The sequence below is a fragment of the Nocardia sp. NPDC052254 genome (assembly GCF_040679495.1).
GTDB lineage: Bacteria > Actinomycetota > Actinomycetes > Mycobacteriales > Mycobacteriaceae > Nocardia.
Map to the genome: position 1 here is coordinate 37,504 of NZ_JBFAUW010000006.1, position 19,060 is coordinate 56,563.

Here is a 19,060-nt window from a genome sequence, read left to right on the forward strand (position 1 = left end):
GAGCTCCTTGTCGGCAACGCTTGCGCTCACCCTATGCGAGTAGCGGCTGAATACCCGGCCGACCAGGACGGCAATCACACCGGAGCGCAGCCCGGCGCCGACCACCGGACCGGCGCCCGCACAACGTGCCCCAGTTTGTGAATTGTTACCGAATCTCCGTTCACTTTCGGCTATCGTCACGCTCGTCGGGCGGTGCCCGGCAGGGCCCGGCGTCGCCACGGCGCCCCGGTCCCCATCGGCTCGGCGGTCGCGGCGTGGCGACCGCACAGTGGCGTGAGGAGCAGGATGTACCCCGGTGCGCATGTCGATCGTTTCCCTGATAAACCAGCAGTTGTCCTCGCCGGGAGCGGTGCGGCGCTGACCTACCGCGAACTGGAGGACAACTCAGTCCGCCTGGCCCGCGCACTGCACGAGGCCGGGCTGCACCGGGGCGATCACATAGCTCTGCTGTCCGGCAACACCCTCGAGGTGTACGAGGTGTACTGGGCGGCGCTGCGATCCGGGCTTTACATCACGGCCGTCAACCGGCATCTGTCGGCGGAGGAGATCAGCTATATCGTCAACGACTGCGGGGCCCGCGCGCTGATCGCGTCGGCAGAACTGGCGGCGGTCGCCGAGCAGGTCGTCCCGGTGACCCCGGGAGTCGAGATCCGGCTGGCGTTCGGCGGGCCGATCGCCGGGTACGAGTCGTACGAGAAGGCTTTGGCCGCATCGTCTTCCGAGCCGTTGCCGGATCAGCCGCGCGGCGCCGACATGCTGTACTCCTCGGGGACGACCGGTCGCCCCAAGGGCATCAAACACCCACTGCCGGACCGGCAGGTCGGCGATCCGCCCGGTGACACCTACACCGCCGTGTTCGGCCCGCTCTACGGATTCGACACCGAGACGGTGTATCTGTCGCCCGCACCGCTCTACCACGCGGCACCACTGCGATTCGGCGGTGTGGTCCACGCCCTCGGCGGCACCGTGGTGGTACTGGAGCGCTTCGACGCCGAGCAGGCCCTGGCCGCGATCGAACGCTGTCGCGCCACCCACAGCCAGTGGGTACCGACGATGTTCGTGCGCATGCTGAAGCTGGACGAGAGCGTGCGTGCCCGCTACGACGTGTCGAGTATGCGGGTCGCCGTGCACGCGGCCGCGCCGTGCCCGGTCGAGGTGAAACAGGCGATGATCGACTGGTGGGGGCCCGTGCTGCACGAGTACTACGCCTCGACCGAGGGCAACGGCGCGACCTTCATCGACAGCGAGCAGTGGTTGCGCAAACCGGGTTCGGTCGGGCAGGCGGGGCTGGGCGCGGTCCGCATCTGCGACGACGCCGGGCACGAGCTGTCCACCGGCGAGATCGGCACCATCTACTTCGACCGGGAAGAAGTCCCGTTCGATTACCACAACGATCCGGACAAGACGGCCAAGGCCATCCATCCCGAGCACCCGACCTGGACCACCACCGGCGATATCGGCTATGTCGACGACGACGGTTTCCTGTTCCTCACCGACCGCAAGGCGTTCATGATCATCTCCGGCGGGGTGAACATCTACCCGCAGGAGATCGAGGATGCTCTGGCCCTGCATCCGGACGTCTTCGACGTCGCGGTCATCGGTGTTCCCGACGAGGAGATGGGCGAATCGGTGAAGGCCGTCGTCCAGCCCGCCCCCGGCGCCGAACCCGGTCCCGAACTCGCACAACGGCTCCGCGACTTCCTCCGCGAACGCATCGCCCACTACAAGGTGCCGCGCACGGTGGATTTCGCCGACGAACTGCCACGCACACCCACGGGGAAACTGGTCAAGGGCAAGTTGCGGGAACGGTATTCATGAGACCCGGCGATGAGTTCCGGGCGCCGAGCTCGTCTGTCACTACATGGACGCACAGAATCTGGACAACCGGACCGAGCCTCCCGTACAGCAGTGGGCATCGGTGACGCGGGCACTCGACGACGGACTCGACGGGGCACCCGGCTCCGGTGGACCGGACCGGTTCACCACCTGGCTCACCACGCTCAACACCGACGGGTCACCACATGTGACCGCGGTGGGCGCGGTCTGGGTCGACGACGCCTACTGGTTCCAGACCGGCGCTCCGACTCGCAAGGCGCACAATGTGGCTCGTGATCCACGCTGCAGTCTGGCCGTGTCGGCACCGGACTTCGATCTGGTGGTCGAGGGCACCGCGGAGAAGGTCACCGACACCGCCACGATCGCCCGGATCGCGGCGGTGTGGGCGGCGGGCGGCTGGCCGTGTGAGGTCGACCCGTCCGGCGCCGGGCTGACGGCGCCGTTCAACGCGCCCGGGCAGGGCCCGGCCCCCTGGTTCGTCTACCGGATCAGGCCGCGCTCGGCGACCTCGGTCACCAATGTCGAGCCCGGTGGTGCGACGCGCTGGACGTTCTGAACGGTTCAGCGCGGGACGTTGCGCAGATTCGACCGCGCCATATCGATCATCCGGCCCACACCGCCGGTCAGCACGATCTTGCTGGCCGCGAGCGCGAACCCGCGGACCTGGGCAGCGGTGATGTGCGGCGGGAGCGACAACGCGTTCGGATCGGTGACCAGATCGACCAGGGCCGGACCGGGATGCTCCAGCGCCTCGGCAATGGCGGAACGGATCTCGTCCGGCTCGGTCACCCGCACCCCATGAATACCCGAGGCCCGCGCGACCGCCGCGAAATCGACCGGCGCATGGTCGGTTTCGAAATTCGGCAGCCCGTCGACGAGCATCTCCAGCCGCACCATACCCAGTGACGAATTGTTGAACACGATGATCTTGACCGGCAGCCGGTGCAGTGCCACGGTGAGCAGTTCGCCGAGCAGCATGCCCAGCCCGCCGTCACCGCACATCGAGATCACCTGCCGATCCGGGTAGGCGAACTGCGCGCCGATCGCGTGCGGCAGGGCGTTGGCCATCGTGCCGTGCAGAAACGATCCGATCACCCGGCGCCGCCCGTTCGGACTCAGATAGCGCGCGGCCCACACATTGCACATTCCGGTGTCGACGGTGAAGATCGCGTCGTCGGAGGCCAGGTCGTCGAGGACGTCGGCGGCGTATTCGGGGTGAATCGGCTTGTGGTCGGCCACATTCCGGGTATACGCGTCGACCACCTGTTCCAGCAGCCGGTAGTGCTCGCCGAGCATCCGATCGAGGAATTCCCGGTCGGGTGCGGGCCGCAGCAGCGGCAGGACGGCGCGCAGCGTCTCCCGCACATCACCGTGAACGGCCAATTGCAGTGGTGTGCGGCGGCCCAGCCGGGCGGCATCGTGGTCGACCTGCACGGTGCGGGTGCCCGGCAGGAATTCGTCATAGGGAAAGTCGGTGCCCAGCATCAGGACCAGCTCGGCCTCGTGCATCGCCTGATAGCACGCGCCGTAGCCGAGCAGACCGCTCATGCCCACGTCGTACGGGTTGTCGAACTGGATCCATTCCTTGCCGCGCAGGCTGTGCCCGATGGGCGCGTGCAGCAGTTCGGCGAGGCGCATCACCTCCTCGTGCGCGTCGCGTACCCCGGCACCGCAGAACAGGGTGACCGTTCGCGCCGCGTTCAAGGCGTCGGCGAGCGCTTGCACCTGATCCGGTGCCGGCATCACCCGGCCGAGTTCGGAGATCATGTTCGTCTCGCCCGTCGGATGCGCGGCCTCCAGCTGAGCGACGTCACCGGGCAGCACGACCACCGAGACCTCACCACGGGCGAGCGCGTGCTGGATCGCGATCCGCAGCATGCGCGGCATCTGCTCGGGCCGGCTGATCATTTCGCAATAGCCGCTGCATTCGACGAAGAGCCGTTCGGGATGGGTTTCCTGGAAGAACTGGGTGCCGATCTGATCGGAGGGGATGTGGGAGGCCAGCGCCAGCACCGGAGCCCCGGTGCGCTGCGCGTCGTAGAGCCCCTGAATCAGATGGGTGTTGCCGGGCCCGCAACTCCCCGCGCAGACGGCCAGCCGTCCGGTGAGCTGTGCCTGGGCAGCGGCGGCGAAGGCACCGGCCTCCTCGTTGCGCACATGCACCCATTCGATTTCGGGATGGCGGCGCACCGCGTCGACGATCGGATTCAGACTGTCGCCCACGACCCCGTAGATGCGCTGCACCCCGGCCTGCACGAGAACGTGCACGAATTGATCGGCCACATTCGTCTTCGCCATGCGCTCTCCTCCACCACTGTGATCGACGGCGTGGTGCCGTCGCCCGGAGCCGCAGCCCCTCGTCCCGGATGAACAGATTCGCGATCGGCCCGAATACTACCGGTCCGGTCACCTCCAATTCCGCCGCGCGCCCGCCTGCAACCAGCCGAAACACCGGCTCCGGCTCCCGGCGAGCAGATCGGCACCGCCGCAACCGGATCGACTCCCGACCCGACCGGCACAGTGGCGCACAACGGGATTCGAGGCGGTGCGGGCGGCACAATACTGCTGTGAACGCTTCGGTATGGGTTGCTCTGATATCCGCGTGTGTGTCCGTGTTCTCGCTGTGCGTCACGGTTTTCGGGGCGCCGGCACTACAACGGCGGCGAGAGGAGAAGACGCTGCTCAGCAGGTATCGGGATCCATTGACCGCGGCGAGCAACGAGCTACAGCGACGTCTGCACAATATTCTGCGTCAGGGTTTCGTCGACACATATGTCCGGAGCGAGTCCGCCGAGCGTCGCGAGGCCGCTATCGAAACGACGATGTATGTCATCGCACAGTATTTCGGCTGGAACGAGATCATCCGCCGCGAAATCCTGTACCTCGAATTCGCCGAGGACGACGAGACCGCGGAGGTGGGCACGATCCTGTCCCGGATCGCGAGCGTGTTCGCCGACGATTCCTACGGCCGGCAGTTCATGATCTGGCGAGTCGAGCAGCGTGGAATCGGCGAGCGGATGATCCACACCGACGAGGACCGGACCGGATGCCGTGGGTACGGATCGTTCCTGGACACCGCCGAGGAGACCGACACCTGGTTCGATCCCCTGCGGCGAGATCTCGAGAATCTCGACGAATCCGGACGCCGCCGGTTGACCGCGCTCCAGCATCTGCTCGTCGATCTCGTCGACCGGCTCGACCCGGCGAAGAAGATCAATCCCGATGAGCTGACGAGGGCCTAGGAGAGTCGATGATCTCTGCCAGCAGGGTCCCCGCGCGCAGCAGAGCAAGTGTGCGTCGGGCGATGACCTCCAGCCGGTTGTCCAGCGCGTCGATCGAATGGCTGACCTCGCCGAGGTCACGAACCGCCGTGATCGTCGTCCGGACATCGGGGATGCGGTACCCACCGGCTCGCAGGGCCGCGGTGATGCGTGCTTCGCGGATGGCGGTGAGACAGTAGCGCCGCGCCGTTCCCGCTCGCGTGGTGATCCGCTCGGGCGCGACCAGGCCGACCGTTTCCCAATAGCGCAGCGTGGAGGCCCTGATTCCGAGGGCCTGCGACAGTTCGGTGATGGTCATCGAGTCCCCGTCGACAGGCTGCGCGTCGGTTGCCGCCTCGGCTCGGATCGACTCCAGCGCACGGCGTGCCGCGTGTGCCTGCTCGCGCTCGCCGTCGAGCCGGATGTGCAACCCGCAGATCAACGCCGCCGCGTCGGCACGCGGTAGCAGGCGAGCCGCTCGCATGACCCGTCGCGCGTCGACGGGCCCCACGGCACGAGCGAGGTCGCGGTACGCGCGAAGGGCATGAACATGGTCCGCGCGGAATCGCCGATACCCGTTGGAGGCCCTGACCGCAGCGGGGATCACGCCCAGGGCCTCCAGATCACGCACCTGTTGCGCGGAGTATCCCGACGCTGCCGCCGCGGCGGCGGTGGTCATGAGTGGCGCCGCATCGCCCGCTCGGGTCATCCGAACCCTCCATAAGCACTTCAACCACACACTTGAACCATGAGTATGGACCGACTTCTCGACACGATCCGGGCGTTCGACGGGGTGCTCGAACTGGCGCCCGTCGCGGGCGGCGAGTTCCCGGAGATCGCCTGGGGCGATCACTTCTTCTACTACGCCCCCGACGGCCGGGTGCCACAGCGCGAGCAGCCCTACGCCACGATCGTGACGAAGAACTACCCCGGCGATGCCCTGTGCGACCTCGACCGTCCCGATCGGTGGCGACTGAACATCCATGTCGGCGCGGACGCCTTCATCGAGTTCACCGGGGAGAACCCTCGCGCCGAGCCGACGCCACGCGACTATGCCGCCGACGACGTGGTTCTCCCGCACCCGCTGTATCGCCGGCAGGGCTGGGTGTCGATCATCAACCCGGGCACCAGCACCCTGGCGCCGGCGGTGCGCCTGCTTCGCCGCGCACACCGGGATGCCGCGCGCCGTGCAGAACGCCGTAGCGCCGACGAGCGGCCGGCAGACGGTGCGGGACCGGCCGTCGAGCGGTGAGACACCACAACGCACTGCGCCCCGACGACGGCGGACGCCGGCTCGCGCAGCGAGGCCACACCTGCGATCGGACCCCGGATTCGCGATCGACCGCCGCCCTCAGGAGGGTGGCGCCGAGTCGGGCAGCGGGGTCATTCCCGGGAAGTCCGGGATCGGGCCGCTGAAGGGCGGCTGGGCCGCGAATCGCGGATCGATGCGCGCGGTTCGGGACAATTCGGCGAACCAGCGACGGGCACGGGTCAGCGGGTGGTCGGGGAACTGGGCGTCCCACTGTGGGTCGTCGGCCACGCTGTAGGGCAGGGCACCGCGCACATGCGGGGCGTAGGGGTGCGGCGGATTCATCCGGTCGATCCCCACTCTCGCCGCGACCATGGCATCGCGAAAACCGGTGGGACCGTTCTCGGCACACAGCACGAGCACAGTCGCGGCGCCGGTCGCCCTGGGCACGATGACCGACGCGGTGTAGACCAGGCCGCCCGGGCGATTCCAATGCCGCAATTTCTCGAAACGCAACAGGGCCGGCAGGCCCGCGAAGGAAATGACGTGTGCCTCCACCAAACAGCCGCCCTCGGCACTGGCTTCGGCCAGATCACGACGCAGTGCCGGTAGGTCTTCCAGCGGTGCGGGGATCGTCGGGACCCCGGGAGTGTACTGGCGGATCACCCGGTCACCGGTGAGCGGGGAGTCCCACATATCCTCACCGCTCTGCTGGAATCCACTGGTGTCGAACATGATTGGCATTTGCGAAATGTTACCGGCCGCATGCACGACCACGCCGGGTCCGGCCGGACCGACGTGTAGCCATTCCTCGAGCGACGACAGGACACGAGCGTGTCAGTCCGGCTCGTCCGGCCCCTCCACGATCACTTCGGGATCGGCCGGCCGGCCCGGCCACGGACGTTCGGCGACCACCGGGAACTGACCGGTGTGATCGTGCCGGATTGCCGCGATACGCAACACTTTCCGACGGGCCAGGAACCATCCGCCGACGAGAATCGGCGCCATGACCCCCACCGTCGCCACCACCGCCCAGCGCTGAATCGAGTCACCGAAGCACGCCATCAGCACGATCACCGCGCCCAGGAAGACCAGGGTCGCGATGCCGGTGTAGGGCGAGCCCATCATGCGGTAGGCGGGCCGATGCGATATGCCGTCGTACCAGCGCCGCCACAGCCGCAGCTGACACAGCAGCACCGCGATCCACGACACGATGGTGCCGAGTGCGGAGACATTCAGCACGATCTCGAATGCCTTGTCCGGCACCACCGCATCGAGCCCGACACCCACCGAAGCGATCGCACCGGCCGCGAGAATGCCGACATACGGCACACCGCCGCGCGACATCCGGCTGGTCACCGCCGGGGCACTGCCGTTCACCGCCATCGAACGCAGGATCCGGCCGGTGGAGTACAGCCCCGCGTTGAGGCTGGAGAATGCCGCGCTCAGCACGATCACATTCATCACCGATCCGGCGGCGGGAACACCGATCCGCGCGAAGAACGTCACGAACGGGCTCTCCCCGTCCCGGAATGCCGTGTACGGCAGCAGCAATCCCAGCAGGACGAGTGAGCCCACGTAGAACACCGCGATCCGCGCGATCACCGAATTGATCGCACGCGGCATGATTTCCTCCGGGCGTTCCGCCTCACCGGCCGCGATACCGACCAATTCCACTGCTGCATAGGCAAATACGACACCCGTCGTGACCGTGACGAGCGGCAGCACTCCGGTCGGGAAAAGACCACCGTGATGCGTGATCACCCCGACGCCGGTGGACTGACCGCGAATATCGAAACGCCCCGCCAGAAAGATCGTGCCGATGATCAAGAATCCACTCAGCGCCACGACCTTCACCATGGCCACCCAGAATTCGAGCTCCCCGAACCAGCGCACCGAGATCAAATTCGTGCCGACAACCACGACCAGTGCGATCAGGGCGATCACCCAGTGCGGAATCGATGTGAACGTATTCCAGTACCGCACATACGTCGCGATCGCGGTGATGTCGACGACGCCGGTCATACACCAGTGAAAGAAATACATCCAACCCACGGCGAAAGCGAGCTTCTCACCATAGAACTCACGCGCGTACGAGACGAACGACCCTGACGAGGGTCGGTACAGCACCAACTCCCCCAGCGCCCGCAGCACGAAGAAGACGAAGACTCCGCAGACCGCGTAGACGAGAAAAAGTCCCGGCCCCGCATCCGCCAGGCGCCCGCCCGCACCGAGAAACAGTCCGGTGCCGATCACGCCACCGATCGCGATCATCTGTAATTGCCTATTGCGCAGCGATTTTCGATATCCGTCCTGCTCGGTATGCAGGACCGCGGCGAGTGCCGACAATTCGACGGGTCGGTGGTCTGAACTCATGACCGAACCTTCCGGTGGGCAGGTTTTTGAAACTTCAAACAACGTACCGCTATTCAACGGGACGCTCAACAGCGGAATGAAAACCGAGCGGTCGCATATCACATTTACGCCGTATGAGGGCGAAGATTTCGAAATATGCACCGGCGGAGCAAAGTACGGTCACCGGCCGATACCTCATAGGGAATTGCCGCTACCTCCGATGCGGCGAAGGCTGAGACCGTGAACGAAATCGGATACGGCCTCCTGCTACCCGGTGGCGCCGCACAGCTGGAACATCGCGATGCCGCACGTGCGGTCGCGAGGCTTGCGGTGACCGCCGAAGACATGGGCTTCGATTCGGCGTGGGTCGGCGATTCACTCAGCCGCGCCCGCGTCGAACCGCTGACACTGCTCGGCGCCGCGGCGGCGATGACCGAGCGGATCACGCTGGGTACCGCCGCCCTGATTCCGGCGTTCCGGCACCCGGTGCAGGCCGCGGCGACACTGGCGACCTTGGATCAGCTCGCCGCCGGGCGCCTGATCATCGGGGTGGGCGCCGGGTTCCCGGAGCTGAGCCGGCCCGAATTCGAACTCGTGGGAGTCGATTACCGTACGCGGTTCTCACAATTGGACGACACCGTCGCACTCTGGCGACAGTTGTGGTCGGGGCGGTACGAACCGTTCCACGGCACCGTTCTGCACCACGACTGGCTGCCGGAGGTACCGCGTCCCCATCGGGCGGGCGGCCCGCCGATCTGGTCCACCGGCATCACGCCGGCCGCACTGACACGCACCGGCCGCCGGTACGACGGGTGGTTGCCCTATCCGCCCGATGTGAACACCTACACCACCGCGTGGGCCGCAGTGCGCACCGCCGCCCAGGCTGCCGGACGCGACGAAACCGCCATCACCCCGGCACTTTTCGTGACCGTGTACATCGACGATCGGCGCAGCACCGGACGCGCCGCACTCGAACGCTACTGTGCGGCAACGTATCGGATGCCGCTGACAACGGTCGAGACCATCCAGGTGATGATCACCGGCACGGCCGAGGAGATCGCCGCGCAACTCGACCGGTACGCCACCGCCGGTGCCCGCCACATCCTCCTGCGCATCGCCGCCGTCGAATCCGCCGATTTCGCAACCCAACTCGACCGTCTCGGTCCGCTGATCGCCGATCCGGCAGCGGGCACGACGATGCCGGGGTGAGGTCGGCGCCCGTCGGACCGCCATCGGCTAGGACGCCACCTCGCCGAGGATCGCCAGCACCGGTTCGGAGGTGTAGAACGGCTCCAGGCGAGCGCGGATCAGCCCGGCCAGCACGCCGTTGCGCTTGGCCGCCTCGACCACGGCGGGGCCGTAACGCAGGATCTCGGTGCGAATGTCGGCACCGGACAGGCCCAGCTCGGGCAGCAGTTCACCGAGGGTGTGATCGCCGTATCGGGTGAAGAAGACATCCACGCACTCGTCGAGCAGAATGCCGAGGTACTCCTTCTCGCGCGTGGTGACGATGATCCGGTGCACGATCAGCGCCAGCTCACGCAGATCGGCCTGGGACAGATAGTCACGCAGGCCGCTGACGGGTTCGCCCGCGTGCAGATCCCAGAACTCCATCGCGGCACCGTGCACCGGGGCGTCGCGCAACATCTCGCGAATCGCGTTGTTGGTGCGCTTGAGCGCGAACAGCGCACCCTTACCGGCCATATCGCCGATGAAGGTGCCGTCGGTGGCCTTCTCCGCGGCCTTACGGGCCGACTTCGCCGCCGAGGTGCCGAACGACACCAGCGAGCCCACACCCGGGATCTTGCTGGCCATCTGGCGATTGGACTCCATGAAGTCGTCGATCAGCTTGTCGACGAATTTCGATGCGACCGTGGCCACCAGTGGGCTCTCGGTGAGTCGTTCCAGGGTGCGCTCCTGCGCCTGGTGCATGCCGAACAGCTTCTCCAGCAACGCTTCCACCGGTTCGCGCTCGACCACGTCACCGAGCGTGTACTGGTCACTGCCGGCGATGTTGTCATAGATCGCGTCGGCGAACACGGCCACCGATTCGCGCAGTACCGCGCTGCCGCCGATCCGGTCCACCACGGTGCGCACGGTCCGGCGCGCATCCTCGATGCCGACGACGTCACGAAAGACGATGGTGTCGGCGACCGCCAGCACATCGTCGACATCGCGAGCCACCACCTCGGCGAAGCGGTCACCGGTCACCTCCGCGAGCACGAAGTCCACCTGCGCGTCGAGCAGTTTCGCAGCGATCTCCTGCGGTGCGGTCATCCGATTCCCCTTCACCAGTCCGGTCCACCCGGACGGCCGGAATCAGTGCCCCGCGTCGTCGCCGCGCATCGATTTCCGGATCTCGTCCAGGCGTTCTGCCGCGGCCTTCTCCCGCGCCTGCCATTGTTCGTCGGCGCCGCGGCCCGCCGGTGTCTGCCGATCCAGTTCGCCCATCCCCTGTGCGGTGCCGTAGCGCTGCTCGACCTTATCGCGAACTGACTCGAAAGTAGGGACTCCGGATTCGGAGTACCCGCCCGGCACACCGAACCCCGCAGGCGGCAGCGGCACACCCGAGCCCATCGCGACCTGCCCGGATCCGCCCGAGACCGGCGGCGGGACGGCGGCGGCCGCACCAGGAGTGTCGGACGTCACATCGGGTTCGGCACGATCCGGCGGAGTGGTCAGCGCGACCGCCGTCAGATGCAGCTTCTCCAGGCCGGGCCGCCCCGTCGTCGCGGTCACCACGACCTCGAGCAGATCCTCGTCGGCCAGCGCGGCCAGCAGTGCCGCCATATCCCCGGTTTCGGACATGCTCCCAGGCTACGCATCACCGTCGCGGCCGGGCGGATTTCACTCGCCGGTCACCGAATCCACCCCGGCCACGACCTCACGGACCCACGCCGCCACGGTCCCCGACCATCCCGGAATCGAGATCAGGGTGTTGTGGCCCGCCCCCGGATAGATCAGCAGCCGCTTCGGCTCGGACGCCGCCTCGTACAAGGTCCGGCCCATGCCGACCGGCACGAGTTCGTCGGCGTCACCGTGCATGACGAAGGTCGGCACCCGGAGCGTCCGGAGTCGCCGCAGCGACGGAAACGCATCGGGCACCAGTTGTTTCGGAAGGAACGGATACACCGCGTGCGCCTCCTCGCGCATCCCGGTGAAGGTGGACATCAGGATCATCGCCGCGGGCGGATGGGCGGTCGCCAACTCGGTGACGACCGCACCACCGAGCGATTTACCGAGGTAGACAACCCGTTTCGGATCGACGCCCGGGCGATCGAGCAGCGCCTGCCGGGCGGCACGAGCATCCAGGTAGAGGCCCTGCTCACGCGGCCGGCCGGAGCTGGCACCGTATCCGCGGTAGTCGAAGGTCAGCACATCGAGCCCGGCCGCGGCCAGCAGCGCCAGCACCGGTGACCGATCACCGATGTTGCCGCCGTTGCCGTGCGCGTACAACACATGGGCGACCGGATCGGCGGCACGCACGAACCAGGCGTTGATCCGCGCGCCGTCGGCCGCGGTGAGCCACAGGTCCTCGTGGTCGAGTCCGAACCGTTCGGGGGTCATCGTGATCCGGCGCGCGGGGTGGAAGGCCAGCGCGTTGAGCACGGGCTCGGCTGGGTGTCGCATATACGTCCTTCCTACCGCCGACGGCTACGCCTGTTCATTTCGCCGCGAGGATCGGCCGATGTCCGGGCCGCGGGTTCGTGGCCCGGCCGGCTCACGCGCGCAGAACCGCCCCGACCGCATCGGTCGCCGCGGCGACCGCGGAGTCACGGGCCGCACTGGCCTCGTCCTCGGTGAGGGTGCGGTCGGTGGCCCGGAATCGCAGCGCGTAGGTCAGCGACTTGCGTCCCTCCCCGGCCTGCGCGCCCTCGTAGACGTCGAACAAGGCGATGTCCTCGAGCAGGTCTCCGGCGCCCGTGCGCAGCGCCGACTCCACCTGGGCCGCGCCCACCGACTTCTCGACACTGACCGATACGTCCTGCAGTACGGCCGGATACGCGGAAACCACGGGTGCGGGCCGGGATTCGCGCAGCGGCAGCGCGTCCAGGTCCAGTTCGACCGCACAGGTCCGCGGCGGCAGCGCACTGCGTTCCAGGACCGCCGGATGCAGTTCACCGGCGTGACCGACGACCGCGCCGTCGACGAGCAGTTCCGCACAGCGGCCGGGATGGAAGGGCAGGTAGGCCGCGGCGCGGCGTTCGATGGTGACTCCGGCCGCGTCGGCGACCGCGTCCGCGAGCGCGAAGGCGTCGGCGGCCTCCGCCGGGCGGCCGGGCCCCCATGGGCCCCGCGGCTCCCGGCGGCCGGTGAGCACGGCGGCCACATGCACCGGCTGGTCGGGCAGCGAGTCGATCAGCTCGGCGACCTCGTCATCGCTGGGGCGCCGGTCGACGGGCAGCTCGGCCACCGGACGGGTACCGGGTCCGGGCAGCACGACCTGCGCGATGCCGTAGATCGACAGATCCCGTTCGCCCCGCGAGATGTTGCGCGCGGCCACCTCCAGCAGGACCGGCAGCAGGGTCGTCGCCAGTTCCGCCTTCTCGACATCGAGCGGGTTGAGCACCCGCACGGTGTTGCGGCGCGGATCGTCGTCGTCCAGGCCCCAGGTGTCGAAAACGCCCGCGGTCATGAAGAGCGGGGCGGGCACCTCCACACAGCCGGAGAAGGCCAGCGCCCGGCTCACCGCACGGCGGCGGCGCTGGGTGGCGGTGAGCCCGCGACCGGCCGGCGCGGTCGGCAGCACCGACGGAATCTGTTCCAGTCCCTCGAGTCGCAGCACCTCTTCGACCAGGTCGGCGGGCTGGACCAGATCGGGCCGCCAGCTCGGCGGTGTCACCACCAGCTGGCCGTGCCCGGTCTCGCTGACACCGACCTCGACCGCGCAGCCGATCTGCGCGAGCCGCCGGGCCGAGGTGCCGGTGGGATAGGCGACTCCCGCGGTGCGATCGGCGAGATCGATGTCCATCCGGATCGGCTCGGTGGCCGGCACCGGCAGCCGGACGTCGGTCAGCGCGGATTCGACCGTGCCGCCGCCGATTTCGGCCAGCAGTGTGGCCGCGCGATCGAGTGCGGCGACATCGACCTCCGGGTCGACGACGCGCTCGAACCGCTTACCCGCCTCCGAGACCAGCTTGTGCCGGCGCGCGGATCGGTAGACCGCCAGCGGATTCCAGGTCGCGGCCTCGAGCAGGATGTCGGTGGTGTCGTCGCCGACCTCGGTGCTCGCACCGCCCATGATTCCGGCCAGCGAGACCACACCCGAGTCGTCGGTGATGACGACGTCCTCGGCGTCGAGCACCCGCTCCACGTCGTCGAGGGTGCGCAGCGTCTCGCCGGTGTGCGCGCGCCGGACGGTCAGCGGGCCGGTCACCTTCGCCGCGTCGAAGGCGTGCAGCGGCTGGCCGAGCTCGAGCATCACGTAGTTGGTGACGTCCACGGCCGGGGAGATCGGCCGCACACCGGCCAGCAACAGCCGGCGCTGCAACCACCACGGGCTCACCGCCTTCGGATCCACCCCGGTGACCTTGCGCACCGCGAAGCGGGTGCACGCCGACTCGGGTTCGACCGTCACCGGATGGGCGTCGGCCTCGTCGTCGGGCAACGTCCGCACCGCCGGATCGGCGTAGTCGAGGTCGAACCCGCAGGCCAGTTCGCGAGCCAGACCACGCACCGAGAAGCAGTAGCCACGGTCGGGAGTGATGTTGAGTTCGATGACCGTGTCGTCGAGACCGAGCAGCTCGTTGGCATCGGCGCCGGGTTCGGCGGTTCCGGGCTCGAGCACGAGAATGCCCGAATGGTCCTTGCCGATACCGAGTTCGGCCACCGAGCAGATCATCCCGTTGGAGACGTGACCGTAGGTCTTGCGCGAGGTGATGGTGAACCCGCCCGGCAGCACACCGCCCGGCAGCACCACCACGACGAGGTCACCGACCTCGAAGTTCCGTGCGCCGCAGATGATCTCCTGCAGTTCGGGCTTGCCGATATCGACCTTGCAGAAGCGGATGGGCTTCTTGAACTCGGTGAGCTCGGTGATCTCGGCGACCCGGCCGACCACCAGCGGGTGGTCGATGTCGCCGGTGATCGGCTGCAGTGTGTCGAGTTCCTCGACCTCGAGGCCCACCCGGACGAAACCGGCGTCGAGTTCGGAGGGGGTCAGCGACCAGCCGGGGGTGGTCCGCTGCAGGGTTTCCGTCAGCCAGGACTGCGCTACTCGCACTTGACGTTTCGCTTCCTCGTAGGGAGTGGTGTCGGACGGGGTCGGATCAGGCGCGGATGCCGAAGGGCAGGGTGAACCGCACATCACCCTCGACGATGTCGCGCATATCCGGAATGCCGTTGCGGAACTGCAGGGTCCGCTCGAGGCCCATTCCGAAGGCGAATCCGCTGTAGACCTCGGGATCGATACCGCTGGCGATCAGCACCTTCGGGTTGACCATGCCGCAGCCGCCCCATTCGACCCAGCCCGCGCCGCCCTTCTTGTCGGGGAACCACACGTCGACCTCGGCGGAGGGTTCGGTGAACGGGAAGTAGTTGGGGCGCATCCGGGTTCGCGTCTCGGGACCGAACAGGGCCCGCGCGAACGCGTCCAGAGTGCCGCGCAGATGGGCCATGGTCAGGCCCTTGTCCACGGCCAGTCCCTCGACCTGGGAGAACACCGGGGTGTGCGTGGCGTCGAGTTCGTCGGTGCGGAAGGTCCGGCCGGGGCACACCACGTAGATCGGCAGCTCGCGCGACAGCATGGAGCGCACCTGGACCGGTGAGGTGTGTGTGCGCAGCACCTGCCGGGAACCTTCCGGCGCCACATGGAAGGTGTCCTGCATGGTGCGCGCGGGGTGATCCGGCAGGAAGTTGAGTGCGTCGAAGTTGAAGTGCTCGGTCTCGACTTCGGGGCCTTCGGCGACCTCCCAGCCCATGCCGACGAACACGTCCTCGATCTGCTCGGAGATCACCGCGATGGGATGGCGGGCACCGACCGCGGCACGGCGCGCGGGCAACGTCACATCGATGGCCTCCGCGACCAGGACGGCCGCATCACGTTCGGCCAGCAACTGCGCGCGCCGCGCCTCGAACGCCTCCGACACCCGGGTGCGGGCGATATTGACCCGCTTACCGGCATCGGCCTTGTCCTGTTTGGGCAGAGCGCCCATCGCCCGCTGTGCCAGCGCGATCGGCGATTTGCCGCCCATGTGCTCGGTTTTGGCGGTGGCGAGCGTATCCAGGTCGGCCGCGGCCGCGAACGCCTTCTCCGCGGCGGCGGCAGCGGCGGAGAGGGCTTCCTCGCTGAGCGCCTCCGCCGGCGTCGCTGACTGCTCGGCTGCATCCTTCTCGTCGGCCACGATGGTTCGTCTCTCCCCTGGGCTGGTTCGGGTCCTGGCGGGTTCGCCGCGCAGCTGACATCCATGTCACCGGCGCGTCGTATTCGTCATATTGTTGCTGGTCGAATCGTAGGCGATGACGGCAGCCCGCCTCACCCGGATAATTCCGGCAGTCGCGGGTGTGGCACGCCGACGCGACATCCGCCGGCTCATCACCACCGGCATACTCCACCGCGAAGACCGCCGTGCAGGTCATCGGTCCCGATGCGGTATCGGCGCCGTGGGCCGGCGAGAGCACGGACGGCCCGTTCGGCGACTCGGTCCGCACCACACGACGCGCCGAACCGGTCACTCGCGACCTGCTGTGATGGAACGCACCCGGTACCGCGACTTTCCCCAGCGCGCTCACAGGTTTATAGTTACTTTCGGTAATCAAATTCTTTGACCGATTCCGAACCACTCTTGACACCGGCGATGCCGATGCCGTGGGCGTTGTACCGCCCGGCTCGGATCGACCGGTTCCGGAAAGAAGAACGATGGCAATCACCTCTGCGAACGACACCGCGCGCAGATCCGGCGAGACCGACGATGCGACGGTGATGACGCACCGGCAGATCATGGAGGCCCTGTCCGGTCTGCTGTTGGGCATGTTCGTCGCGATCATCTCCTCGACGATCGTGACCAACGCGCTGCCGAAGATCATCGGCACCCTCGGCGGCGGGCAGTCCGCTTACACCTGGGTGGTCACCGCCTCGCTGCTCGCGATGACGGCCACCACTCCGCTGTGGGGCAAACTCGCCGACCTCTACAGCAAGAAGGCTCTGGTCCAGATCGCGCTGCTGATCTATGTCGGCGGCTCGGTGGTGGCCGGCCTGTCCCAGAACCCGGGCATGCTCATCGCCTGCCGCGCGGTGCAGGGCATCGGTGCGGGCGGTCTGTCCGCACTGGCCCAGATCGTGATGGCCGCGATGATCGCGCCCCGCGAGCGCGGCCGCTACAGCGGTTACCTCGGCGCCGTGTTCGCGGTGGCCACGGTCGGTGGCCCGCTGCTCGGTGGTGTCATCACCGACACCAGCTGGCTGGGCTGGCGCTGGTGCTTCTACGTCGGCATCCCGTTCGCGATCGTCGCCCTGATCGTGCTGCAGCGCACGCTGAAGCTGCCGGTCACCCGGCGCGAGGTCAAGGTCGACTGGCTGGGCGCCTTCCTGGTCACCGCGGCGGTGTGCCTGCTGCTGGTCTGGGTCACCTTCGCCGGCGACAAGTACGCCTGGCTGTCGTGGCAGACGGCGGTGATGGTGATCGGTGCGGTCGCGCTGGCCGTGGCGTTCGTCTTCGCGGAACTGCGTGCCGCCGAACCGATCGTGCCGATGCACCTGTTCGCCAATCGCACCATCAGCCTGGCCGCGGCGGCCTCGCTGTTCATCGGTGTGGCGATGTTCGCCGGCACCGTGTTCTTCAGCCAGTACTTCCAGCTGGCACGGGGCGAGTCGCCGACCATGTCCGGCGTCATGACGATTCCGATGATCGGCGGCCTGTTCATCTCCTCGACGGTGTCGGGCCAGATCATCACCCGCACCGGAAAGTGGAAGGCGTTCCTGGTCAGCGGCGCTTTCCTGGTGACCGCCGGACTGGGGCTGCTGGGCACCATCCGCTACGACACGAACTACTGGCTCGTCGCGATCTACATGGCGATGATGGGTCTGGGCATCGGTATGACGATGCAGAACCTGGTGCTGTGCACGCAGAACCAGGTGGCGCCGAAGGATCTCGGCGCGGCCAGCTCCCTGGTGACCTTCTTCCGCAGCCTCGGTGGTGCGATCGGTGTCTCCGCGCTGGGCGCGGTGATGGGCGAGCGGGTCAAGCACTACATCAGCGACGGACTGAGCCATCTCGGCCCCTCGGCGGCCCAGTCCATGGGTGGCGGCGGCCAGATCCCCAAACTGGAGCTGCTGCCGCAGCCGGTGCGCACCGTGGTCGAGAGCAGCTACGGGCACGGCATCGCCGATGTGTTCCTCTACGCGGCACCGTTCGCGTTCGTCGCCTTCCTGCTGACGCTCTTCATCAAGGAGGTCGCCCTGCGCACCTCGGGCGCGATCGCACAGGACAGCGCCCCGGCGCCCGAACCGGTCCTGTCGGCCGCGGTCCTGGCCGAGGACGCGTCCGGACTGGTCCCCGAGGAATTCGTGGACGACGCGATCGTGGTGCACGGGCACGTCCGCGCCGGTGACGGAGCGCCCGTCGCCCGGGCGGCGCTCACGCTGATCTCCCCCACCGGACGTCAGATCGGCCGGGCCATCGCACGCCAGGACGGCCGCTACGCCATGGACGCACCGGCGGCCGGATCCTATGTCCTGATCGCTTCCGCGGACGGCTTCCAGCCGCAGGCCACTCCGATCGCGATCGGTGACCGCCCGCTCGCCCACGACGTCCAGATGAGCGGTATGAGCGGCCTGGCCGGTACCGTGCGTGCCGCCGATGACGGCTCGCCGGTCTCCGATGCGCTGGTGATCGTCACCGACAGCCGCGGCGATGTGCTCGCGGCCGGCGCCTCCGGCCCGGACGGCGACTACACGCTGACCGAACTGGTTCCCGGACCGGTGACCGTGGCGGTCAATGCCACGGCCTTCCAGCCGGTCGCACTGCCGGCCGAGGTCGGCGGGCAGGGCATCACCCGGCTCGATGTGGCGCTGTCGCGGGGAGCGCAGCTACACGGCACCGTGCACAACACCCGCGGGCCGCTGCGCGATGCCCGGGTGACCCTGGTCGACGGGGCGGGCTCGGTCGTCGAGACCATCACCACCGGCCATGACGGCGGCTACGCCTTCAGCAATCTCGCGCTGGGCGACTACACGGTGGTCGCGTCCGGATATCCGGCGACGACGACCACGGTGAGCGTGGCCGCCGGTGCGAGTGACGACCATGTGATCGAGTTGTCGCACCCGCGCGACTGAGCACGACAGCGATGTGGGCGCCGGAGTCGATCCGGCGCCCACATCGCGTATCGGTGGGTCGGTGGCCGTAGCACTCGATCGCACCGC

At 67.9% G+C, this 19,060-nt stretch carries 16 protein-coding genes; 7 read left to right on the forward strand and 9 right to left on the reverse strand.

Translation table 11 applies throughout. The features are described from left to right. Positions 1 to 285: 285 nt before the first annotated feature. Both AB0L57_RS16970 and AB0L57_RS16975 read left to right on the forward strand, forming a co-directional pair. Positions 286 to 1,818 (forward strand): acyl-CoA synthetase, encoded by a 1,533-nt coding sequence (locus tag AB0L57_RS16970; RefSeq protein ID WP_364962557.1) that lies wholly within the window; start codon positions 286 to 288, stop codon positions 1,816 to 1,818. Positions 1,819 to 1,861: 43 nt separating this feature from the next. Then, positions 1,862 to 2,392: a pyridoxamine 5'-phosphate oxidase family protein gene (locus tag AB0L57_RS16975; protein WP_364962559.1), complete on the forward strand. Its 531-nt coding sequence runs from the start codon at positions 1,862 to 1,864 to the stop codon at positions 2,390 to 2,392. 5 nt (positions 2,393 to 2,397) lie between these two features. On the opposite strand, the gene AB0L57_RS16980 is transcribed toward AB0L57_RS16975, so the two are convergent. Then, on the reverse strand, positions 2,398 to 4,134 hold the full coding sequence (locus tag AB0L57_RS16980) for a pyruvate dehydrogenase (RefSeq protein WP_364962562.1): 1,737 nt from the start codon (positions 4,132 to 4,134) through the stop codon (positions 2,398 to 2,400). A 269-nt stretch (positions 4,135 to 4,403) separates the two neighbouring features. Here AB0L57_RS16980 and AB0L57_RS16985 point away from each other — a divergent pair, with 269 nt between their 5' ends. Next, the gene (locus AB0L57_RS16985; protein ID WP_364962565.1) at positions 4,404 to 5,078 is read left to right on the forward strand and encodes a hypothetical protein; all 675 of its coding nucleotides are present in this window, start codon (positions 4,404 to 4,406) and stop codon (positions 5,076 to 5,078) included. Here the strand turns inward: AB0L57_RS16985 and AB0L57_RS16990 are convergent. Beyond that, the gene (locus AB0L57_RS16990; RefSeq protein ID WP_364962568.1) at positions 5,050 to 5,805 is read right to left on the reverse strand and encodes a MerR family transcriptional regulator; all 756 of its coding nucleotides are present in this window, start codon (positions 5,803 to 5,805) and stop codon (positions 5,050 to 5,052) included. The two genes, AB0L57_RS16985 and AB0L57_RS16990, sit on opposite strands and share 29 nt — an antisense overlap. A gap of 39 nt (positions 5,806 to 5,844) precedes the next feature. Between AB0L57_RS16990 and AB0L57_RS16995 the strand changes: the two genes are divergently transcribed. Further along, complete coding sequence (locus tag AB0L57_RS16995) at positions 5,845 to 6,348, forward strand: DUF6194 family protein (protein ID WP_364962571.1); 504 nt, start codon at positions 5,845 to 5,847, stop codon at positions 6,346 to 6,348. Positions 6,349 to 6,447: 99 nt separating this feature from the next. Here the strand turns inward: AB0L57_RS16995 and AB0L57_RS17000 are convergent, their stop codons facing one another. Together AB0L57_RS17000 and AB0L57_RS17005 are read right to left on the reverse strand one after the other, a co-directional pair. Beyond that, entirely contained in the window at positions 6,448 to 7,089 is a 642-nt protein-coding gene (locus AB0L57_RS17000; protein ID WP_364962574.1) for a hypothetical protein, read from the reverse strand. Positions 7,090 to 7,182: 93 nt separating this feature from the next. Beyond that, positions 7,183 to 8,721, reverse strand: coding sequence for an amino acid permease (locus AB0L57_RS17005; RefSeq protein WP_364962577.1), 1,539 nt, complete (start codon positions 8,719 to 8,721; stop codon positions 7,183 to 7,185). Positions 8,722 to 8,940: 219 nt separating this feature from the next. Here AB0L57_RS17005 and AB0L57_RS17010 point away from each other — a divergent pair, with 219 nt between their 5' ends. After that, on the forward strand, positions 8,941 to 9,909 hold the full coding sequence (locus AB0L57_RS17010; RefSeq protein WP_364962579.1) for an LLM class flavin-dependent oxidoreductase: 969 nt from the start codon (positions 8,941 to 8,943) through the stop codon (positions 9,907 to 9,909). Positions 9,910 to 9,936: 27 nt separating this feature from the next. On the opposite strand, the gene AB0L57_RS17015 is transcribed toward AB0L57_RS17010, so the two are convergent. The 5 genes from AB0L57_RS17015 to pheS all read right to left on the reverse strand — a co-directional run bounded on the left by AB0L57_RS17015 (position 9,937) and on the right by pheS (position 16,043). After that, positions 9,937 to 10,977 carry a hypothetical protein gene (locus AB0L57_RS17015; RefSeq protein ID WP_364962582.1) on the reverse strand — a complete coding sequence of 347 codons (1,041 nt, stop codon included), beginning with the start codon at positions 10,975 to 10,977 and terminating at the stop codon, positions 9,937 to 9,939. A 42-nt stretch (positions 10,978 to 11,019) separates the two neighbouring features. Beyond that, the gene (locus AB0L57_RS17020) at positions 11,020 to 11,508 is read right to left on the reverse strand and encodes a hypothetical protein (protein WP_364962584.1); all 489 of its coding nucleotides are present in this window, start codon (positions 11,506 to 11,508) and stop codon (positions 11,020 to 11,022) included. 39 nt (positions 11,509 to 11,547) lie between these two features. Beyond that, positions 11,548 to 12,330 (reverse strand): alpha/beta hydrolase, encoded by a 783-nt coding sequence (locus AB0L57_RS17025; RefSeq protein WP_364962586.1) that lies wholly within the window; start codon positions 12,328 to 12,330, stop codon positions 11,548 to 11,550. A 91-nt stretch (positions 12,331 to 12,421) separates the two neighbouring features. After that, positions 12,422 to 14,923 (reverse strand): phenylalanine--tRNA ligase subunit beta, encoded by a 2,502-nt coding sequence (pheT, locus tag AB0L57_RS17030; protein WP_364962589.1) that lies wholly within the window; start codon positions 14,921 to 14,923, stop codon positions 12,422 to 12,424. A 46-nt stretch (positions 14,924 to 14,969) separates the two neighbouring features. Then, positions 14,970 to 16,043, reverse strand: a complete 1,074-nt coding sequence (pheS, locus tag AB0L57_RS17035; RefSeq protein ID WP_364962591.1) for a phenylalanine--tRNA ligase subunit alpha — start codon at positions 16,041 to 16,043, stop codon at positions 14,970 to 14,972. A gap of 224 nt (positions 16,044 to 16,267) precedes the next feature. Here pheS and AB0L57_RS17040 point away from each other — a divergent pair, with 224 nt between their 5' ends. Continuing rightward, positions 16,268 to 16,390: a hypothetical protein gene (locus AB0L57_RS17040; protein WP_364962593.1), complete on the forward strand. Its 123-nt coding sequence runs from the start codon at positions 16,268 to 16,270 to the stop codon at positions 16,388 to 16,390. A gap of 168 nt (positions 16,391 to 16,558) precedes the next feature. Then, positions 16,559 to 18,973 (forward strand): MFS transporter, encoded by a 2,415-nt coding sequence (locus AB0L57_RS17045; protein WP_364962596.1) that lies wholly within the window; start codon positions 16,559 to 16,561, stop codon positions 18,971 to 18,973. Positions 18,974 to 19,060: the final 87 nt, after the last annotated feature.